Here is a 16403-nt window from a genome sequence, read left to right as displayed (position 1 = left end):
ACTGGGGCGATGGACCTCGGTGCGTTCTCCGTCAGCCTCGCCGTCAGCGACCTCGCCGCCTCACGGGAGTTCTACGAGCGGCTCGGATTCGAGGCGTTCGGCGGCGACCCCGACCAGGGGTGGCTGATGCTCCGCAACGGATCCCACGTGATCGGGCTCTTCCGCGGGATGTTCGAGCGGAACCTGCTCACGTTCAACCCCGGCTGGGACCAGTCGGCCGCCGAGGTCGACCCGTTCACCGATGTGCGCGAGCTGCAGCGTCGGCTCCGGGAGGCCGGCGCCGAGTTCGTCTCGGAGGTCGACGAGAGCGGGTCGGGACCGGGGAGCTTCATCGTCGTCGATCCCGACGGCAACCCCGTGCTCGTCGACCAGCACCGCTGACGGGCGCGGCGATGGACCCGGTGCAGGCGCTCGAGGAGATCGCGTCGCTGCTCGAGGTGCAGCTCGCGTCGCCGTTCAAGGCCAAGGCGTTCCGACGCGCGGCGGGCGTGATCGGCCCGCTCTCCGACGACGAACTGCGAGCCCGCGCCGCCGACGGGCGACTGAAGAAGACCCCCGGCATCGGCGACTCGAGCCTCGGCGTGATCGTCGAGGCGCTCGACGGGAAGGTGCCCGGCTACCTCGCCGACCTCCGCGAGAAGGCGGGCGTCGAGACCTCGACGGGCCTCCGGGCGCTGCTGCGCGGCGATCTGCACGCGCACTCCGACTGGTCGGACGGCACGACGAGCATCGCCGCGATGGCGCGGGCCGCGGCATCCGCCGGGCTCGAGTACTTCGCGCTCACCGACCACTCGCCGACGCTCCGCGTCGCGAACGGGCTCTCCCCCGAGCGGCTCGAGTCGCAGCTCGAGATCGTGGGCGCCCTGAACGCCGGACTGGGCGAGCCCGACCGCGACAACGCGCGCGCCGACCGCGACCGCGGCGGCCTCGGCGTGCGCATCCTCACCGGCATCGAGGTCGACATCCTCGAGGACGGCGTGCTCGACCAGCGCCCCGACCTGCTCGACCGCCTCGACGTGGTGGTCGCGAGCGTGCACTCCAAGCTGCGCGCGCCGCGCGACGAGATGACGAAGCGGATGCTCCGTGCCATCCGCGACCCGCGCATGAACGTGCTCGGGCACTGCACGGGCCGGCTCGTGCAGGGCTCGCGCGGCACCCGCCCGCAGTCGGAGTTCGACGCGGCGGCCGTGTTCGCCGCGTGCGCCGAGCACGACGTCGCGGTCGAGCTCAACTCGCGGCCGGAGCGGCAGGATCCGCCCGACGACCTCATCGCCGTTGCGCTCGCGGCCGGCTGCCGGTTCTCGATCGACACCGACGGGCACGCGCCCGGCCACTTCGGGTTCCTCGCACTCGGCGCGGCCCGCGCCGAAGCGGCGGGGATCCCGCCGGAGCGGATCGTCACGACGTGGGACGCCGACCGCCTCGTCGACTGGGCGGGGTCGAAGAAGCGGGTCTCGCCCTAGCCGTCGGAGCCGCCGCCGTCGGCCGGCCCGGGAGCCGCGCCCCCGCCGGAGCGCTCGGCCAGCCAGTCGAGCACCTCGGGCACCACGCGGAGCACCGCGACGTGCCCGTCGTCGAGCCGCATCCACAGCCGCGCGTCGGGCAGGCCGCCGACGAGGCGAACGGCGTGGGCGCGCGGGATCACCCGGTCGAGTTCGCCCTGCACGAGCAGCGCGGGGACGCGCACGTCGGCGAGGTCGAAGCCCCAGCCCCGCGTGAACGCCACGTCGTCGTCGACGAGTCCGCCGGGACCCGCCGACTCGGCGCGCCCGGCGTCGCGGCCCACCGCGCCCCACTCGCCGGAGAGCAGGGCGAAGTCGGCGTCGATGAACTGCGCCGGGTCGAATTCGTCGGTCTCGGCGAACCGCATCCGCTCCTCGCGGGAGACGGACGCCGCACGCAGTGCGCCTGGCGCGTGCATGCCGGCGAACCAGTCGTCGCCGTCGAGCGGCGCCGGGCTCGCGAGCACGGCGGCGGCGCTCACGCGATCGGGAAGCACTGCCGCGCACGCGAGCGCGTGCGGTCCGCCGCCCGAGTAACCGACGACGGCGAAGCGGTCGATGCCGAGGGCGTCGGCGATCGCCGCGACGTCGGCGGCGACGGAGGCCACGTTCCGTCCCGGTCGCGACGTCGACCCGCCGTAGCCGGGGCGCGCGAACGTGACGAGCCGGATGCCGCGCGCCCGTGCCGCCTCGGCGAGCGGCTCCAGCGGCTCACCCGTGTGCGGCGACCCGGCGTGCCAGACGACCACGGGTGCGCCTGGGGACGGCGAGCCGGTGTCGAACGCCCGCACGGCACCGCCGTGCGGCGATGGGACGTCGACGGTCGTCGTCTCCATGCGATCGTCCGCTATCGCTCGACCGCTCGTCGGTCGTCGCGGCTGGTCACGAGCCACTTCAGCCAGAAGAACACGGCGACCGCGACGACGGCCACGATGGCCAGCTTCACGACGAACCACAACACGCTGAAGACCACGTCCACGAGCACCCACGCGATCACGACGGCGGCGATGACGCCGAGGACGGTCCAGACGGTGCGGCTCATCCCTCGAGCCTAGCCCGGCGAGGGCTCACCGGGTCCGCGCGTCACGCGGCGCGCTGGTCGACCAGAGCGCGAGCCCGATGAGCACGGGCTGGAAGAACAGGCGCACGAACCGCGCACGGTCGGTCGTGAGCCCGAACGCGTCGCGGCGCTCGCGCCACTGGGCGACGTTGCCGGGGAACACGGCCGCGAAGAACGCCGCCACGACCCAGCCGATGCGCGACCGCTCGCGCGGGAGCGTGACGAGCGCGGCGCCCAGTCCGACCTCGACGACGCCCGAGCCGACGACGACCGCGTCGGCGTCCATGGGCACCCACGGCGGCACCTGGGCGCGGAACTCGCGCCTGGCCCAGAAGAGGTGGCTGACCCCCGCGAACACGAGGCTCGCGGCGAGGAACCATCGGCCGGCGGTCCGCGCGGGCGTCGAGGGCGGCACGGCGGGCGAACGGGTCATGCGCTCGAGCGTACGAACGGGGACGGTGCTCCGTCACCCGTCGGCCGGGCGTTCGCAGGAAACCGTCAGCCCTGCACGCGTCCCGACTTCGCGGCGATGCGCTTCAGGCGCGGCGGCGTCGCCGCGAACCAGGCGACCACCATGGCGACGACCGACAGCGCGAACACCACGAAGCCGATCCAGTCGTCGGTGTCACGGGCGGCGTACATCTGGTTGAGCTTGCGCAGCGCGCCCGTCGAGAGCACGAGCACGACGTGCACGAACGTGAAGGCGAGGAAGAACAGCATCACCGGGTAGTGGAGGGCACGCGCCATCCGCTCGGTCTTCGCCGACGCCCAGCGCCCCTCGACGGGCCAGATCGACGACAGTCGCAGGCCCGTGACGAGGGCGAGGGGCGCGGCGATGAACACGACCGCGAAGTACGCGAGCTGCTGCAGTGCGTTGTAGACGATCCACGAGTCCTCCGTCGGCCACTCGAGCGACGCGTACTGCAGCGCGGCGGAGATCGCGTTCGGGACGACGGCCCAGTCGGTCGGCACGATCCGCAGCCACTGGCCGGTCGCGAACAGGAGCACGACGTAGGTGAGGCCGACGAGCACCCAGAGGGCGTCGAGCCAGAGGTGGAACCAGAGCCAGATGCCCAGGCGGCGAGGGGCGCGCTTCGTGCGCGGCCAGCGCGTGTTGTCGCGCGTCCAGAACCCCGGCGGGCGACGCTTGCCCCGCAGCTCCAGCCCGGTCTTGACGAGCAGCACGAGGAAGAACGCGTTGAGGAAGTGCTGCCAGCCGAGCCACCACGGGATGCCCACGGGGGTGCCCTCGGGCGGCGGCATGATGCCCGGGTAGGCGTCGATGAACGCCTCGACCGCCGGCTGGGCGACCAGGATCCGCGCGATCACGACGGTCACGATGAACGCGACGACCGCGATCACCGCGCCCCAGAGCACGCGCGTGCGCTGCGCCTTCCACCATTCGGCGGCGCGGGCGGACGTCGTGGGGGTCGTGGTCATGCGGCGTCGGGTCCTTCTCCAACGGATGCCGGCGGCGGCCGGCTGCCGGGCGACGTGACCGTGCGCCGGGCGGTGAAACGGATGCCTCCGACGATATCGCCGTCGGCTGGGAGCGCGTGACGCGCGCGCAACACCGCGTCGCACCGGGCGCTCGACCCTATGCTGGCCCGGTGCTGCACGATCTCGTCGACGGGGCCCGCATGCTGCTGCGGGGCTTCGCGTTCTGGCGGCGCGACCCGGGCGTCATGCTGCTCGGGCTGGTGCCCGCGGCGATCGTGTTCGCGCTGCTCGTGTGGGGACTCGTCGCGCTCGGCGTCGGCCTGCCCGGCCTGGTCGACCTCGCGACCCCGTTCGCCGACGCCTGGCAGGACTTCTGGCGCCTCGCGTTCCGCACGCTCGTCGCGGTCGTCGTGTTCGCCGGCGCGGCGGTGCTGGCGTTCGTGACCTTCACCGCGCTCACTCTCGTCGTCGGCGACCCGTTCTACGAGCGCATCTGGGCGGCCGTCGAGACGGACGCCGACGGCACGCCGCCCGGCGAAGGACCCGGGTTCTGGAGCGGTGTGCGCGGGTCGCTCGTGCTCATCGTTCAGGCGCTCCTGTCCGCGGTGCTCGTCGGGCTCGTCGGGCTGGTCCCGGTCGTGGGCACCGTCGTGGCCGCGATCCTCGGCGCGGTGCTCACCGGACGCCTGCTCGCGCGCGAGCTCACGGCGCGCGCGCTCGACGCGCGCGGCATCCCGCCGGAGCGTCGTCGTGCGCTGCTGCGTGCGAACCGCTGGCGGTTCCTCGGCTTCGGCGTCGCGACCCAGCTCTGCTTCCTCGTGCCGCTCGGCGCGGTCGCGACCATGCCGGCCGCGGTCGCCGGGGCGACGCTGCTCGCGAGATCGGCGCTTGACAGCCTCGGAGGCCCGCGGGAGGCTCGCCCCGAGTCCTGACGACCGCGACGGGTGAGGGGGTCGCCGATGTCGCAGACCGCCGACGCGCCCGCGCGGCACCACGCGCGATGGGTCGTCGCGGCACTCTGCACGGGCACGCTGCTCAGCGCGCTGAACTCGGGCATGGTCGCGGTGGCGTTGAGCACGCTCCGCCGCGAGTTCGGCGTCGACGTCGCGACCGTGACCTGGGTCATCTCGGTCTTCTACCTCACCTCGGCGGTGCTGCAGCCGGTCATGGGACGACTCGCCGACCGGTACGGACCGCGGCGCGTGTTCGCAATCGGGATGTGGACCGTGGCGCTCGCGGGGGCGCTCGGACCGTTCGCGCCGAACCTCGTCGTGCTCTGCGCCGTGCGGGTGCTGCTCGCGATCGGCACCGCGACCGCGTTCCCGTCGGCCGCGGCGATGCTGCGCGCGGTCGCGGCGACCTCCGGCGGGAACGCGACGAAGATGATCGGACGCATCCAGCTCGTCGACACGTCGTCCGCGGCGATCGGGCCGGTCCTCGGGGGCCTGCTCATCGTGGCGTTCGGCTGGCCGGCCATCTTCTGGATCAACATCCCGCTCGCCGCGCTCGCGCTCGTGAGCACCGGCATCCTCGCGCCGCGCGACGCGCCCCGCACCCGCGTGCCGTTGCGGCGCACCCTCGGCGAGGCCGACCTCCCGGGGGTGACGCTCTTCGTCGTTGCCGTCGCGACGCTGCTCGTGTTCCTGCTCGAACTCGCCGACGATCCGCCGTGGTTCCTGCTGCCGGTGATCGCGGCCGCGGTCGCCCTGTTCGGCTGGCACGAGCTGCGCGCCGCGACGCCGTTCATCGACCTGCGGCTGCTCGCGGCGAACACGCCGCTCGTCCGGGTGTACGCGCTGTTCATCCTCGCCAACCTCGTGTTCTACGGGGCCCTGTTCGGCATCCCGCAGTACCTCGAGGACCACGCCGGGTACCGTACCGACCTCATCGGCGTGCTGCTGCTCCCGCTCGCCGCCTTCAACGTCGTCACGGCACCGCTCGTCGAGCGGCTGATCGACCGCAGCGGCCTGCAGCGCACCCTCGTGATCGGGCTCGGCGCGCTCACCGTCGGCGCGCTCGCGCTGCCGCTGCTCGGCGCGTCCACCGCAGCGTGGGCGGTGCTCGCGGCGACCGCGGCCGTCGGCATCCCGTACGTCTTCGTGCTCGTCTCGATCACGCAGTCGCTCTACGTCGCCGCGCCGAGCGAGCACGTCGGCCAGGCGGCCGGCCTGTTCCAGACCGCGCGGAGCCTCGGCTGCATCGGCGCGGCCGTCGTCGTCGGGCTCTCCTTCTCGGGCGGCACCGACCCCGCCGACTGGCTCGTCCTCGCGACGGCGACGGTCGGGCTCGCGGTCGCGACGCTCGTCGTGGCGCTCGCGTGGAGACCGCGGCGGACGATTTCCGCGCAGGTGCATCCGAATCCGCCCGACCCGGCGAAGTAGCTGGTGAGGACCCGGCGGCGGATGCCGCGGCGGCCGCCCACGCACCGCGGCATCCGTCGTCGCCCGGCTCAGCGCGGGGCGGCGAGCATCTCGCCCACCCACTCGGGCACGAGCACGCTCGCGAGCCCGAGCCGCGAGGCGCCGAAGAACGGCGTGATCTCGCTCTCGGCGAGGTTCAGTTCGAGCGTCGACGCGCCGAACGCGGACGCCGTGAGCACGAACCCCGCCGCCGGGTACACGGCGCCGGAGGTGCCGATCGCCACGAACGCGTCGCACCCGGCGAGCGCGACGTCGATCTCGTCGAGGCCGTACGGCATCTCGCCGAACCAGACCACGTCCGGGCGGAGCATCCGCTCGCCGCAGTTCAAGCACGGCGTGCCGGGCAGCAGGTCGCCCGGCGCCTCGGTGCGCGCCTCGCACGCGACGCAGCGCGCGCGGCCGAGCTCGCCGTGCATGTGCAGCACGCGCGTCGATCCTGCGCGCTCGTGCAGGTCGTCGATGTTCTGCGTGACGACGAGCAGGTCGTCGCCGAGTTCGCGCTCGAGCGCGGCGAGCGCCTCGTGCGCCGGATTGGGGGCGACGGATGCCACGGCGCGGCGCCTCGCGTCGTAGAAGCGCTGCACGGTGTCGGGGTCCAGTTCGAACGCCTCCGGCGTGGCGACGTCCTCGACGCGGTGCCCCTCCCAGAGCCCGCCGGCGTCCCGGAAGGTCGGCACGCCGCTCTCGGCGGAGATGCCGGCACCGGTGAGGACGACGATGCGCGGGCTGCCGCCGAGGCCGGGCGTCACGCGACGGCTCCGGGCAGGCGCCCGCGGAATACGAGCACACGGGTCGGCCCGAACGGGAACGACGGCACCCGCACGAGGCGCGCCTCGTCGGCCTCGAAGCCGGCGGCGGCGAGCGCGGCGCCCGTGTCGCGGTCCCAGTGGCATCCGTGGCAGTACCGCTTCGAGAACGGCGTGACGACTCGCTGGACGCCGCGCTTCAACGTGCCCGGCGGCGCGACGACGTGGTCGACGAAGACGACGGTGCCGCCCGGGCGGAGCACCCGCCGGACCTCGGCGAGCGTCGCCGCCTGGTCGGTCACCGAGCAGAGGACGTAGGTGCCCACGACGGCGTCGACCGAGGCGTCGGGCAGCGGGATGTGCTCGGCCACCGCATCGAGCGGTTCGCCCTCGTGGTGCCACTCCCGCGAGCGCGTCGCGAGCTCGCCGCGCCGCTCGGCATCGGGTTCGAGTCCGATCCACTCGACCCCCGGGTCGAACGCGCCGAAGTTCTCGCCCTCGCCCGCGCCGATCTCGAGCACCCGGCCTCGGACGCGCCCGATCGCCTCGCGCTCGAGGTCGTCGAGTTCGTCATCGGAGATGAGCGGGGGCCGCGCGGCATCCATCACAGGTCATGCGACCACGCGGCGCCCCGCTCGTCAAGCGGCCGGGCGACCGCTCAGCGGCGCAGCCAGACGGCCGTCTCGGCGGGGAGCACGCCGTCGGCGAGCTCGCCGCTCGCGACGAGCTCCGTCCCCTCGGGCAGGGCCGCGGGTCGCGTGCCGAAGTTGGCCACGACCTCCCAGCCGCCCGGTCGCCGGAAGTGCACGACGTCGGGACCGGCGGTCGGCACCCATTCGAGCTCCTCCGCCGCCCGGAGGTCGCGGCGCAGTCCGAGCGCGCGTCGGTAGAGCGACAGGGTCGACGCCGGGTCCTCGTCCTGCGCGTCGGCCGCGAAGTCGCCGAACCAGGCCGGCTGCGGAAGGTGTGCGCCGTCGGTCCCGAAGCCGAACGACGCGCCGTCGGCCGTCCAGGGCAGCGGCACGCGGCATCCGTCGCGGCCGATGTCGACGCCAGGGTTGCGGAAGTAGGCGGGATCCTGCCTCTGCGAGGCGGGGATGTCGGCGACTTCGGGCAGTCCGAGCTCCTCGCCCTGGTAGAGGTAGGCGGACCCCGGCAGGCCGAGTACGAAGAGGGTCGCGGCGCGGGCACGGCGCAGGCCCCGTTCGCGGTCGAGCACCGGCGTCGCTCCGCCCGAGAGCAGCCAGGCCGCGCCGTGCTTCTCCCCGGGGACCGTCGGCTCCGGGAGCCCGTAGCGCGTCGCGTGACGGACCACGTCGTGGTTCGAGAGCACCCAGGTGGTCGACGACCCCGACGCCGCGGCGAGCGCGAGGTTCGCGTCGACGATGCGCCGGAACTCGGCGGCGTCGAACGGCGCCTCGAGGAGGTCGAAGTTGAACGCCTGCCCGAGGCCCTCGACGCTCGCGTACCGCGGTCGGCGGTGGGACTCGACCCAGGCCTCGGCCACCGCGGTGCGCGGCGGCGAGTACTCGTCGAACACGCCCCGCCACTCCGCGTAGATCTCGTGCACCTCGTCGCGATCCCACAGCGGGTGGGCGCCGTCGCGCGGCAGCGCGTCGAGCGTCGCCTGGTCGGGGAGTTCGTCGTCGAGTCGCTTCGCGAGCCCGTGCGCCACGTCGATGCGGAACCCGTCGACCCCGCGGTCCGACCAGAAGCGGAGGGTGCGCAGGAAGTCGTCGCGCACCTCCCGGTTGTCCCAGTTCAGGTCGGGCTGCTCGGTCGCGAAGTAGTGCAGGTACCACTGGCCGTCGCCGACGGGCTCCCACGCCGGGCCGCCGAACGCGCTGGTCCAGTCGGCGGGCGGCTCCGTTCCGTCCGGGCCGAGCCCGTCGCGGAAGACGTAGCGGGCGCGGGCCGCCGAGCCCCGCGGGGAGGTGAGCGCCTCCTGGAACCACTCGTGCCGGTCGGAGGTGTGGTTCGGCACGATGTCGATGACGACGCGGATGCCGGCCTCGTGCAGGGCGGCGACGAGTTCGTCGAAGTCGGCCAGGGTGCCGAGCCTCGGATCGACGTCGCGGTAGTCGTCGACGTCGTAGCCTCCGTCGGCGAGCGCGGAGGGGTAGAACGGGCTCATCCAGACGGCGTCGACGCCGAGGCCCTGCAGGTACGGCACCCGGTCGCGGATGCCGCGGAGGTCGCCGAGGCCGTCGCCGTCGGCGTCGGCGAAGCTGCGGGGGTAGATCTGGTAGACGGCGGCCTGGCGCCACCAGTGGGCATCGTCGTCGTGCGTTCGGCTGAGGTCGGGGCGGGCGAGCACATCGCTCATGGCGTGCAGAGGTCCTTTCGTCGGGTCGGTGGAGGTCGAGGTGGTACGGAGAGGTCGGGAAAGAGTCGGTTCGCTCAGCCCTTCACCGCGCCCTGGGTCACGCCTTCCATGACCCAGCGCTGCGTGAAGAGGTAGACGATGATCGCCGGTGCCATCGCCATGAGGTACGACGCGAACGACACGTTGTAGTTGTTGCTGAACTGCGTCTGGAAGATCGACTGCACGACCGGCAGCGTCTGTTGGGCGGAGTCGGCGATGATGAGCGAGGGCATCATGAAGTCGTTCCAGGACGCGAGGAACGCGAAGATCGCGACCGTCGCGCTCATCGGCGCCAGCAGCGGGAAGATCAGTCGCCGGAACGTCTGCCAGGTGGTCGCCCCGTCGATGCGGGCGCTCTCCTCGAGCTCGAGCGGGATCGAGCGGAGGAACGCCGTGAACAGCAGGATGCTGAACGAGAGCTCGAACATGATCTTCAGGATGATGACGCCGACCGGGTTCGCGAGGCCGACGAGGCCCGTGAGCTGGATCTGCGGCAGCGCCACCACCGGGAACGGCAGGAACAGCGCCGTGAGCAGGTAGAAGAACGACCAGCGGAACAGACGGCGATCCCAGTTGCGCACGATCGCGTACGACGCGAGGGCTCCGAGGAACACGGTGCCGACCACGGTGCCCGCGGTGATGAACAGCGAGATCATGAAGGCGACGGGGAAGTTGGTCAGCTCCCACGCCTGCGCGAAGCCCGAGAAGTCGATCGGGGCCGGCAGGGAGAACGCGTTGCCGTCGACCGCCTGCGACGTCGACTTCAGCGACATCGAGACCGTGACGTAGAGCGGGAGGAGGACGGTCAGTGCGCAGAGGAGCAGGATGACCAGGGTCGTCCAGTTCGTCCGCTCCTGGCCGACGCGGCCCCGGCGGCGCGGCGCCCGCACGGCGACGGCCTCGTCGCGTGAGCGTGTGGTGGAGGCGGAAGCGGGAGATCGCTTCGCTGCTGTCTGGGTCATCAGTTCGCCGCCCTTCCGCGGGAGATTCGGAGTTGGAGGACCGAGATGGCCACGGCGATGATGAAGAAGATCGTCGCGTTGGCCATCTGGTAGGCGTAGTCGCCGCCGGTGAAGCCGGTGAAGATCGTCATCGCGATGCTGCGCGTGGCGGTGCCCGGACCGCCGTTCGTCAGGCCGACGATGACCTCGTACACGTTGAGGTAGTTCTTGAAGCCGATGATGATGTTGATCACGACGTACCCCGCGACGAGCGGCAGCGTCACCGACCAGAGTCGGCGAGCCGCGCCCGCCCCGTCGATGTCGGCGGCCTCATGCACCTCGCCGGGAATCGAGAGCAGTCCGGCGATGTAGATCAGCAGGGTGGAGGGGATGGACTGCCAGGCGGTCACGATCACGATCGAGACCCAGGCGAGGTCGGGGTTCGCGAGGATCGACTCCGACAGCCAGGGGATGTCGGCGGCCGCGCCGAACGCCGGCAGCGAGTTCGAGAACAGGAAGTTGAAGACGTAGGCGATCACGATGCCCGAGATCACCATCGGGATCACGAACACCGCGCGGAGCGGCGTCTTCAGCTTGATGCGCGAGGTGAGCCCCACGGCGAGCAGGAAGGCGATGACGTTCACGAGCAGCACGGTCACGATCGCGAAGCCGAAGGTGAAGCCGTAGCTCGCGAGGATCGCCGGGTCGGTGAACACCGCGATGTAGTTGGTGAACCCGGTGAACTGCCAGTCGCCGAAGCCGATGAAGTTCGTGAACGAGTAGAAGATCCCGAGGACCGCCGGGACGGTGATCGTCAGGGTGAACAGCGCGAGCGTGGGGATCAGGAACCAGTAGTAGACCGGGTCGACTCGCGTTCGACCGCGCCGATCGTGGCCGCTGCCGGCCAGGTGGTCGACGCTGCCGTGCTCGGCCTCGTCGACGAGTGCGCCGGCCGATGCCGCGGCCGTGCTGACAGGTGTGCTCATGTCGGGGTGTCCTTTCGAATCGCCGTCAGCCGCGCAGCGCGAGTCGCGCCCAGTCGGCGTCGATGGTCGCGAGCGTCGCGGGGATGTCGCCGCCGGTCGCCATGGTCTGGATGTAGTTGTCGATCGGGATGGTGAGCGGGATCGACCGCGAGAGGCCCTGGTAGAACGCGCCCGCGTCGTAGTACTCCTGCATCGGGACGATGCGCTCGTCGGTGACGGGCGCGGCATCCGTCGTCGTGCCGAAGCCGAGGAACTCGGCGTTGTACTCGTCCATCACGTCCTGCTGCATGAGGTACGTCACGAACTGGCGTGCGGCCTCCTTCTCGGTGCTGGCCTCGGGGATCCACAGGGCGAGGTCGAGGTTCACCCTCACCTTGAGGTCGTCGGGGTCGTCCGACGAGGGCAGCGGGAACGTGGCGAGCTCGAGCTCGGGGTTCGTCTTCGCGATCTCGCCGAGCGCCCACGGGCCCTGCATGTACATCGCGCCCTCGCCGTTCGCGAAGGCGACGTTGCCGTCGCCGTAGCCGCGGCTGGCCGCATCGTCGTTGGAGTACTCGGCGAGCTGCCGCATCTGCTCGCTGGGCTCGAGGATGTCCTTCTGGAAGGACACCGCCGAGTCCGGACCGACCTCGGTGCCGATCTCCTCCATCTCCTCGAGGAACCCGGGCACGTCGACGGAGCCGCCGACGGCGTAGTCGAAGAGCCCCTGACCGAGCGTCCACGGGTCCTTGAACGTGCTGTAGATCGGCGTCACGCCGGCCGTCTCGAGCTCGTCGCACACCGCGATCAGCTCGTCCCAGGTCGTCGGGACCTCGATGCCGTTCTCCTCGAAGATCTCCACGTTGTAGATGACGGATGCCGCGGCGACCGAGTACGGCAGGACGCTCGTGCGGCCGGGGTACGTGGCGTACTGGTCGACGAGCTCCTGCACCTCGGGTCGGATGCGGTCGGCCTCGGGCATGTCGGAGAGATCGGAGAGCGCGCCGCGCTCCATGAACCGCGCCATCTCGTAGTTGTAGTTGAGCAGCCCGACGTCGGGCGGGTTGCCGCGGAGGAACCCCGCCGAGAGGTTCGACGCGGTATCGAGGGTGACGCGGACGTCGTCCTGCGCGGCGTTGAAGTCGTCGACGAGGGCCCTGAAGTACGGGATGGCCTCGGGCTTGGACATGTGGAAGGTGATGTCGGCGGTTCCGCCGCCGGCGGAGCCGCAGCCGGCGAACGCGAGCGCCGTGGCGACCGCGGCGGCGGCGGCGAGCGGCGCCCGGCCCCGGGCCGATGCGGGTCTGGTGGTCGCGGTACGAGGCACGTCGTCGTCTCCCCTGGATCTCGAGGGCGACACGTGGCAGCGCGTCGACCCTGACGGAATTAAATCTAGGATGTAGATTTACTCTGTGTCGTAAATAATGACGGAGGGATCGGGAAAGGTCAAGGGCATGGGCGAGAACGACGTCGCGACGTCACCTCAGGTGCTTCGGCGCGTCAACGCGCGCCGGGTCCTCGAGCACGCATGGCAGGCGGGCGCCTTCACGGCCGCCGACGTGATGACCGAGACCGGGCTCACCCGGTCGACCGTGATCGGGCTGTGCGACGAGCTCGTGCGCATGGGGTGGCTGACCGAGCTCGAGGATGCACGGGCGTTCGGCACCTACACGAAGGGACGCCCGGCGCGCCGGTACTCGCTCCGCGAACGTGCCGCCGTCGTCGTCGGCCTCGACGCCGGATACGACCACGTCTCCGCGACGGTCGCCGACCTGCGCGGCACTCCCCTGGCCCGACGCTCCGCCTCGATCGCCGCGGTGGAGCCCGGGCAGACGGAGCGACTCGCCGACGCCGACGAGCGGCGCGCGCTCGCGCGGACGACCGTCGAGGAGGCCCGGCGCGCGGCCGGAGTCGCCGCCGAGGACGTCGTCGCCATCGCGGTCGCCGTCCCGGCACCGGTCGACGCCGACGGCGCCTCGCCGGCCGACGACTGGTTCTGGAACCTGACCAACCCCGGGTACGCCGAGCTGTTCGCGGGCGACGCCGAGATCGTCGTCGTCGAGAACGACGCGAACCTCGCGGCCATCGCCGAGCGTTCGGCCCCGGGCGGCGGCGGACGCGACGTCGACTCCTTCATCGCCCTCATCGTCGGCGAGGGCCTCGGCGCGGGCCTCATGATCGACGGGCGGCTCGTCCGCGGTCGGCGCGGAGGGGCCGGCGAACTCCGATTCCTCGACCACGTCGACGGCGTGGGTTCGCCCGACGGGCTCGCCCTGCTCGCCCGGCGATGGGCCTCGGAGGCCGTGCACGCCGGCGTCGACCCCGACAGCCCACTCGGGCGCCTCGACCCGCGAGCGCTCGACGAGGCGCAGGTCGGCACGGCCGCGCTCGCGGGCGACCCCGCGGCCGTCGAGATCGTCGACCGCCTGGCGGCGCGACTCGCCCGGATCTGCCTCGTGCTCGGCGACCTCCTCGACGTCGACCGCATCATCGTCAGCGGCGCGGCCAGCCGGTCCCTCCCGATGGTCATCGACGCGGCCGCGCGGATGATCGAGGAGAGCGCCGACCCGAGCGCGCCCGAACTGCGGACTTCGATGCTCGGAGAGGGCTGCGTGACGGCGGGGGCGATCGAGCACGCGCTCGCTGCGGTCCGCGCTCGCGCGCTCGACCTCAGGCCGACGGCCCGCGGAGCGGCCTGACCGACCGGCGTCGACGGACGCCGCCGAGCCGCGTGCCGGCGGGTCGCGCACGCGGGCATGATGGTCGGCATGAGCTCCCTCGCCGACCTCCACGCCATCGTGGAGGCGTTCGCGCGAGCGGCCGCGGGCACCGACCCCGAGGCCCCGGTGCGGTCCGCGATCTGGCCGACCGCCGGTCGGATCATCGATCACCTCGGCACCATCCAGCGGTGGGCCGCCGAGCAGGTGCGATCGGGAGCGCCCGCCGATCGGCGCAGGTTCCGCAGGCCCGAGGATGTGGACCGTACCGCGTGGTTCCGCGACGGCGCGCGCGAGCTGCTCCGCGTGCTCGACGGCGCCGACCCGGAACGCGCCGTGCCCATCCTGTACGGCGCGACCGGCACCGTGCGGTTCTGGCAGCGACGGATGGCGCACGAGGCGACCAAGCACCTGTGGGATCTCCGCTCGGCGCGCGACCACGATCCGCGGTTCCCGCCCGAGGTCGGCACCCTCGGCCGCGCGGACGCCGTCGACGAGTTCGGCGACGTGTTCATGGCCGAGGCGCGCCGCCGCGGCATCGAGCCCCTCGCCGGCGCGGTCGCGCTCGTGGCGACGGACACGGCCGACGCCTGGCGCGTCTCACCCGACTGGGTGCTCGAACGCCAGCGGCCGGATGCGGCATCCGCCCCGCCCGTCACCGCGACCATCTCGGCCGAGGTCGGCGACCTCGCGCTGCTGCTCTGGGAACGCGCGGACCTCGCCGCTCCCGACGGCCGGTTCCGCGTCGACGGCGACGCCGGCGTCGCGACCGCGCTCGCGACGACGCCCGTGCACCTCTGAGCAGGCGCGACGCGGCGCCGCTCGTTCGCGCGGGGTTCTTCCGGACGTCACCGGCGAGGCCTAGCCTGAGCGCGGATCCGAACGCCAGCAGAGGAGCTCGCATGTCCACGAGACGACCCGATCGCCCCAGCCCCGCCCGCCGCACCCCGCTCGTCGCCGCCTCGGTCGCGGCGCTCGCATTGGGAGCCTCCGTCGTCGCCGCACCGGCGCACGCCGCGCCCGGCGGCGAACCCGGGCGCGCCGACACCGTCCGCGTCGCCACGTACAACCTGTCCCTCAACCGGAACTTCGAGGGCCAGCTCGTCGCCGACCTCGGGGCGCCCGACAACGCGCAGGCGAAGACCGTCGCCGAGATCATCCAGCGCGCGAACCCCGACATCGTGCTGCTCAACGAGTTCGACTACGTCGAGGGCGGCGTCGCGGTCGACCTGTTCCGCGAGAACTACCTCGAGGTCTCGCAGGGCGGGTCCGACCCGGTCGAGTATCCCTACGCGTTCGTCGCGCCCTCGAACACGGGCGTGCCCAGCGGGTTCGACCTCAACAACAACGGCGTGGTCGGCGGCGGCGACGACGCGTTCGGCTTCGGCTTCTTCCCCGGCCAGTACGGCATGGCGGTGCTCTCGAAGTACCCGATCGACGAGGAATCGGTGCGGACCTTCCAGCACTTCCTCTGGAAGGACATGCCGGGTGCACTGCTGCCCGACGACCCGAACACCGCGGCGCCCGCCGACTGGTACTCGCCCGAGGAGCTCGACGTGTTCCGCCTGTCGAGCAAGTCGCACTGGGACGTCCCGGTCGAGATCGGCGGTCGCACGGTGCACGTGCTCGCCTCGCACCCGACGCCGCCGACCTTCGACGGCGCCGAGGACCGCAACGGCACGCGGAACCACGACGAGATCCGCTTCTGGGCCGACTACGTGAAGCCGGGCGCGGGCTCGCGGTACATCTACGACGACGAGGGCGGCACCGGCGGCCTGAAGCCGGGTTCGTCCTTCGTGATCCTCGGCGACCAGAACGCCGACCCGCTCGACGGCGACTCGGTGGATGCCGCGATCGACCAGCTCCTCGACCACCCGCGCATCACCGACCCGCTGCCCGCCTCGGAGGGCGCGGTGGAGGCCGCGACGCTCCAGGGCGGCGCGAACCTGACGCACGAGGGCGACCCGGCCTACGACACGGCCGACTTCAACGACAACCCGGCGCCCGGCAACCTCCGCGCCGACTACGTGCTGCCGTCGAAGGACCTCCGCGTGGCCGACGCGGGCGTGTTCTGGCCGGTCCAGGCCGATCCGCTGTCGGCGCTCACGGGCACCTTCCCGTTCCCGTCGAGCGACCACCGGCTCGTGTGGGTCGACGTGCACGTGCGCGGCTGATCCGCGCGGTTGGTCGAGTAGCCGCGGCCCCGGTGGTCGAGTAGCCGCGAAGCGGCGTATCGAGACCCGCGGA

The 16403-nt window shown here is 72.4% G+C and carries 17 protein-coding genes; 7 read left to right on the top strand and 10 right to left on the bottom strand.

All coding sequences use genetic code 11. From position 1 onward, the window contains the following. Positions 1–9: 9 nt before the first annotated feature. Positions 10–381 carry a VOC family protein gene (locus GJ743_RS16185; RefSeq protein WP_155052935.1) on the top strand — a complete coding sequence of 124 codons (372 nt, stop codon included), beginning with the start codon at positions 10–12 and terminating at the stop codon, positions 379–381. Between the two features lie 11 nt (positions 382–392). Next, entirely contained in the window at positions 393–1463 is a 1071-nt protein-coding gene (locus tag GJ743_RS16180) for a PHP domain-containing protein (protein WP_155052934.1), read from the top strand. Here GJ743_RS16180 and GJ743_RS16175 read toward each other — a convergent pair. The 4 genes from GJ743_RS16175 to GJ743_RS16160 form a co-directional block, all read right to left on the bottom strand. Further along, positions 1460–2338: an alpha/beta fold hydrolase gene (locus GJ743_RS16175; protein ID WP_155052933.1), complete on the bottom strand. Its 879-nt coding sequence runs from the start codon at positions 2336–2338 to the stop codon at positions 1460–1462. The two genes, GJ743_RS16180 and GJ743_RS16175, sit on opposite strands and share 4 nt — an antisense overlap. An 11-nt stretch (positions 2339–2349) precedes the next feature. Then, the gene (locus GJ743_RS16170) at positions 2350–2544 is read right to left on the bottom strand and encodes a hypothetical protein (protein WP_155052932.1); all 195 of its coding nucleotides are present in this window, start codon (positions 2542–2544) and stop codon (positions 2350–2352) included. A gap of 25 nt (positions 2545–2569) precedes the next feature. Beyond that, a complete protein-coding gene (locus GJ743_RS16165; protein ID WP_155052931.1) occupies positions 2570–2995 on the bottom strand; it encodes a DoxX family protein in 426 nt (141 codons plus the stop codon). A 65-nt stretch (positions 2996–3060) separates the two neighbouring features. Continuing rightward, positions 3061–4002 (bottom strand): cytochrome b/b6 domain-containing protein, encoded by a 942-nt coding sequence (locus GJ743_RS16160; protein ID WP_155052930.1) that lies wholly within the window; start codon positions 4000–4002, stop codon positions 3061–3063. Positions 4003–4172: 170 nt separating this feature from the next. Here GJ743_RS16160 and GJ743_RS16155 point away from each other — a divergent pair, with 170 nt between their 5' ends. Then, positions 4173–4934, top strand: a complete 762-nt coding sequence (locus GJ743_RS16155; RefSeq protein ID WP_328289279.1) for an EI24 domain-containing protein — start codon at positions 4173–4175, stop codon at positions 4932–4934. 27 nt (positions 4935–4961) lie between these two features. Continuing rightward, on the top strand, positions 4962–6383 hold the full coding sequence (locus tag GJ743_RS16150) for an MFS transporter (RefSeq protein WP_155052929.1): 1422 nt from the start codon (positions 4962–4964) through the stop codon (positions 6381–6383). Between the two features lie 68 nt (positions 6384–6451). Here the strand turns inward: GJ743_RS16150 and GJ743_RS16145 are convergent, their stop codons facing one another. The 6 genes from GJ743_RS16145 to GJ743_RS16120 form a co-directional block, all read right to left on the bottom strand. After that, the gene (locus tag GJ743_RS16145; protein ID WP_328289278.1) at positions 6452–7171 is read right to left on the bottom strand and encodes an NAD-dependent deacylase; all 720 of its coding nucleotides are present in this window, start codon (positions 7169–7171) and stop codon (positions 6452–6454) included. Beyond that, positions 7168–7773 carry a class I SAM-dependent methyltransferase gene (locus GJ743_RS19765; RefSeq protein WP_155052927.1) on the bottom strand — a complete coding sequence of 202 codons (606 nt, stop codon included), beginning with the start codon at positions 7771–7773 and terminating at the stop codon, positions 7168–7170. Before GJ743_RS19765 ends, GJ743_RS16145 begins: the two co-directional genes overlap by 4 nt. A gap of 53 nt (positions 7774–7826) precedes the next feature. Then, positions 7827–9494: a glycoside hydrolase family 13 protein gene (locus GJ743_RS16135; RefSeq protein ID WP_155052926.1), complete on the bottom strand. Its 1668-nt coding sequence runs from the start codon at positions 9492–9494 to the stop codon at positions 7827–7829. Between the two features lie 74 nt (positions 9495–9568). Then, the gene (locus tag GJ743_RS16130; protein WP_155052925.1) at positions 9569–10495 is read right to left on the bottom strand and encodes a carbohydrate ABC transporter permease; all 927 of its coding nucleotides are present in this window, start codon (positions 10493–10495) and stop codon (positions 9569–9571) included. Beyond that, positions 10495–11460 carry a carbohydrate ABC transporter permease gene (locus tag GJ743_RS16125; protein ID WP_155052924.1) on the bottom strand — a complete coding sequence of 322 codons (966 nt, stop codon included), beginning with the start codon at positions 11458–11460 and terminating at the stop codon, positions 10495–10497. Before GJ743_RS16125 ends, GJ743_RS16130 begins: the two co-directional genes overlap by 1 nt. Positions 11461–11485: 25 nt before the next feature. Next, a complete protein-coding gene (locus GJ743_RS16120; RefSeq protein ID WP_328289277.1) occupies positions 11486–12766 on the bottom strand; it encodes an ABC transporter substrate-binding protein in 1281 nt (426 codons plus the stop codon). 97 nt (positions 12767–12863) lie between these two features. Between GJ743_RS16120 and GJ743_RS16115 the strand changes: the two genes are divergently transcribed. The 3 genes from GJ743_RS16115 to GJ743_RS16105 all read left to right on the top strand — a co-directional run bounded on the left by GJ743_RS16115 (position 12864) and on the right by GJ743_RS16105 (position 16330). Continuing rightward, positions 12864–14138: an ROK family protein gene (locus GJ743_RS16115; protein WP_155052923.1), complete on the top strand. Its 1275-nt coding sequence runs from the start codon at positions 12864–12866 to the stop codon at positions 14136–14138. 69 nt (positions 14139–14207) lie between these two features. After that, positions 14208–14957, top strand: coding sequence for a maleylpyruvate isomerase N-terminal domain-containing protein (locus tag GJ743_RS16110; protein WP_196217033.1), 750 nt, complete (start codon positions 14208–14210; stop codon positions 14955–14957). Between the two features lie 101 nt (positions 14958–15058). Then, a complete protein-coding gene (locus GJ743_RS16105) occupies positions 15059–16330 on the top strand; it encodes an endonuclease/exonuclease/phosphatase family protein (protein ID WP_155052921.1) in 1272 nt (423 codons plus the stop codon). Positions 16331–16403 lie beyond the last annotated feature (73 nt).

The sequence above is a fragment of the Agromyces bracchium genome (genome assembly GCF_009709675.1).
Classification (GTDB): domain Bacteria; phylum Actinomycetota; class Actinomycetes; order Actinomycetales; family Microbacteriaceae; genus Agromyces; species Agromyces bracchium.
Note: the sequence above shows the minus strand (reverse complement) of the source record. Positions and strands in the feature narration are given on the sequence as shown.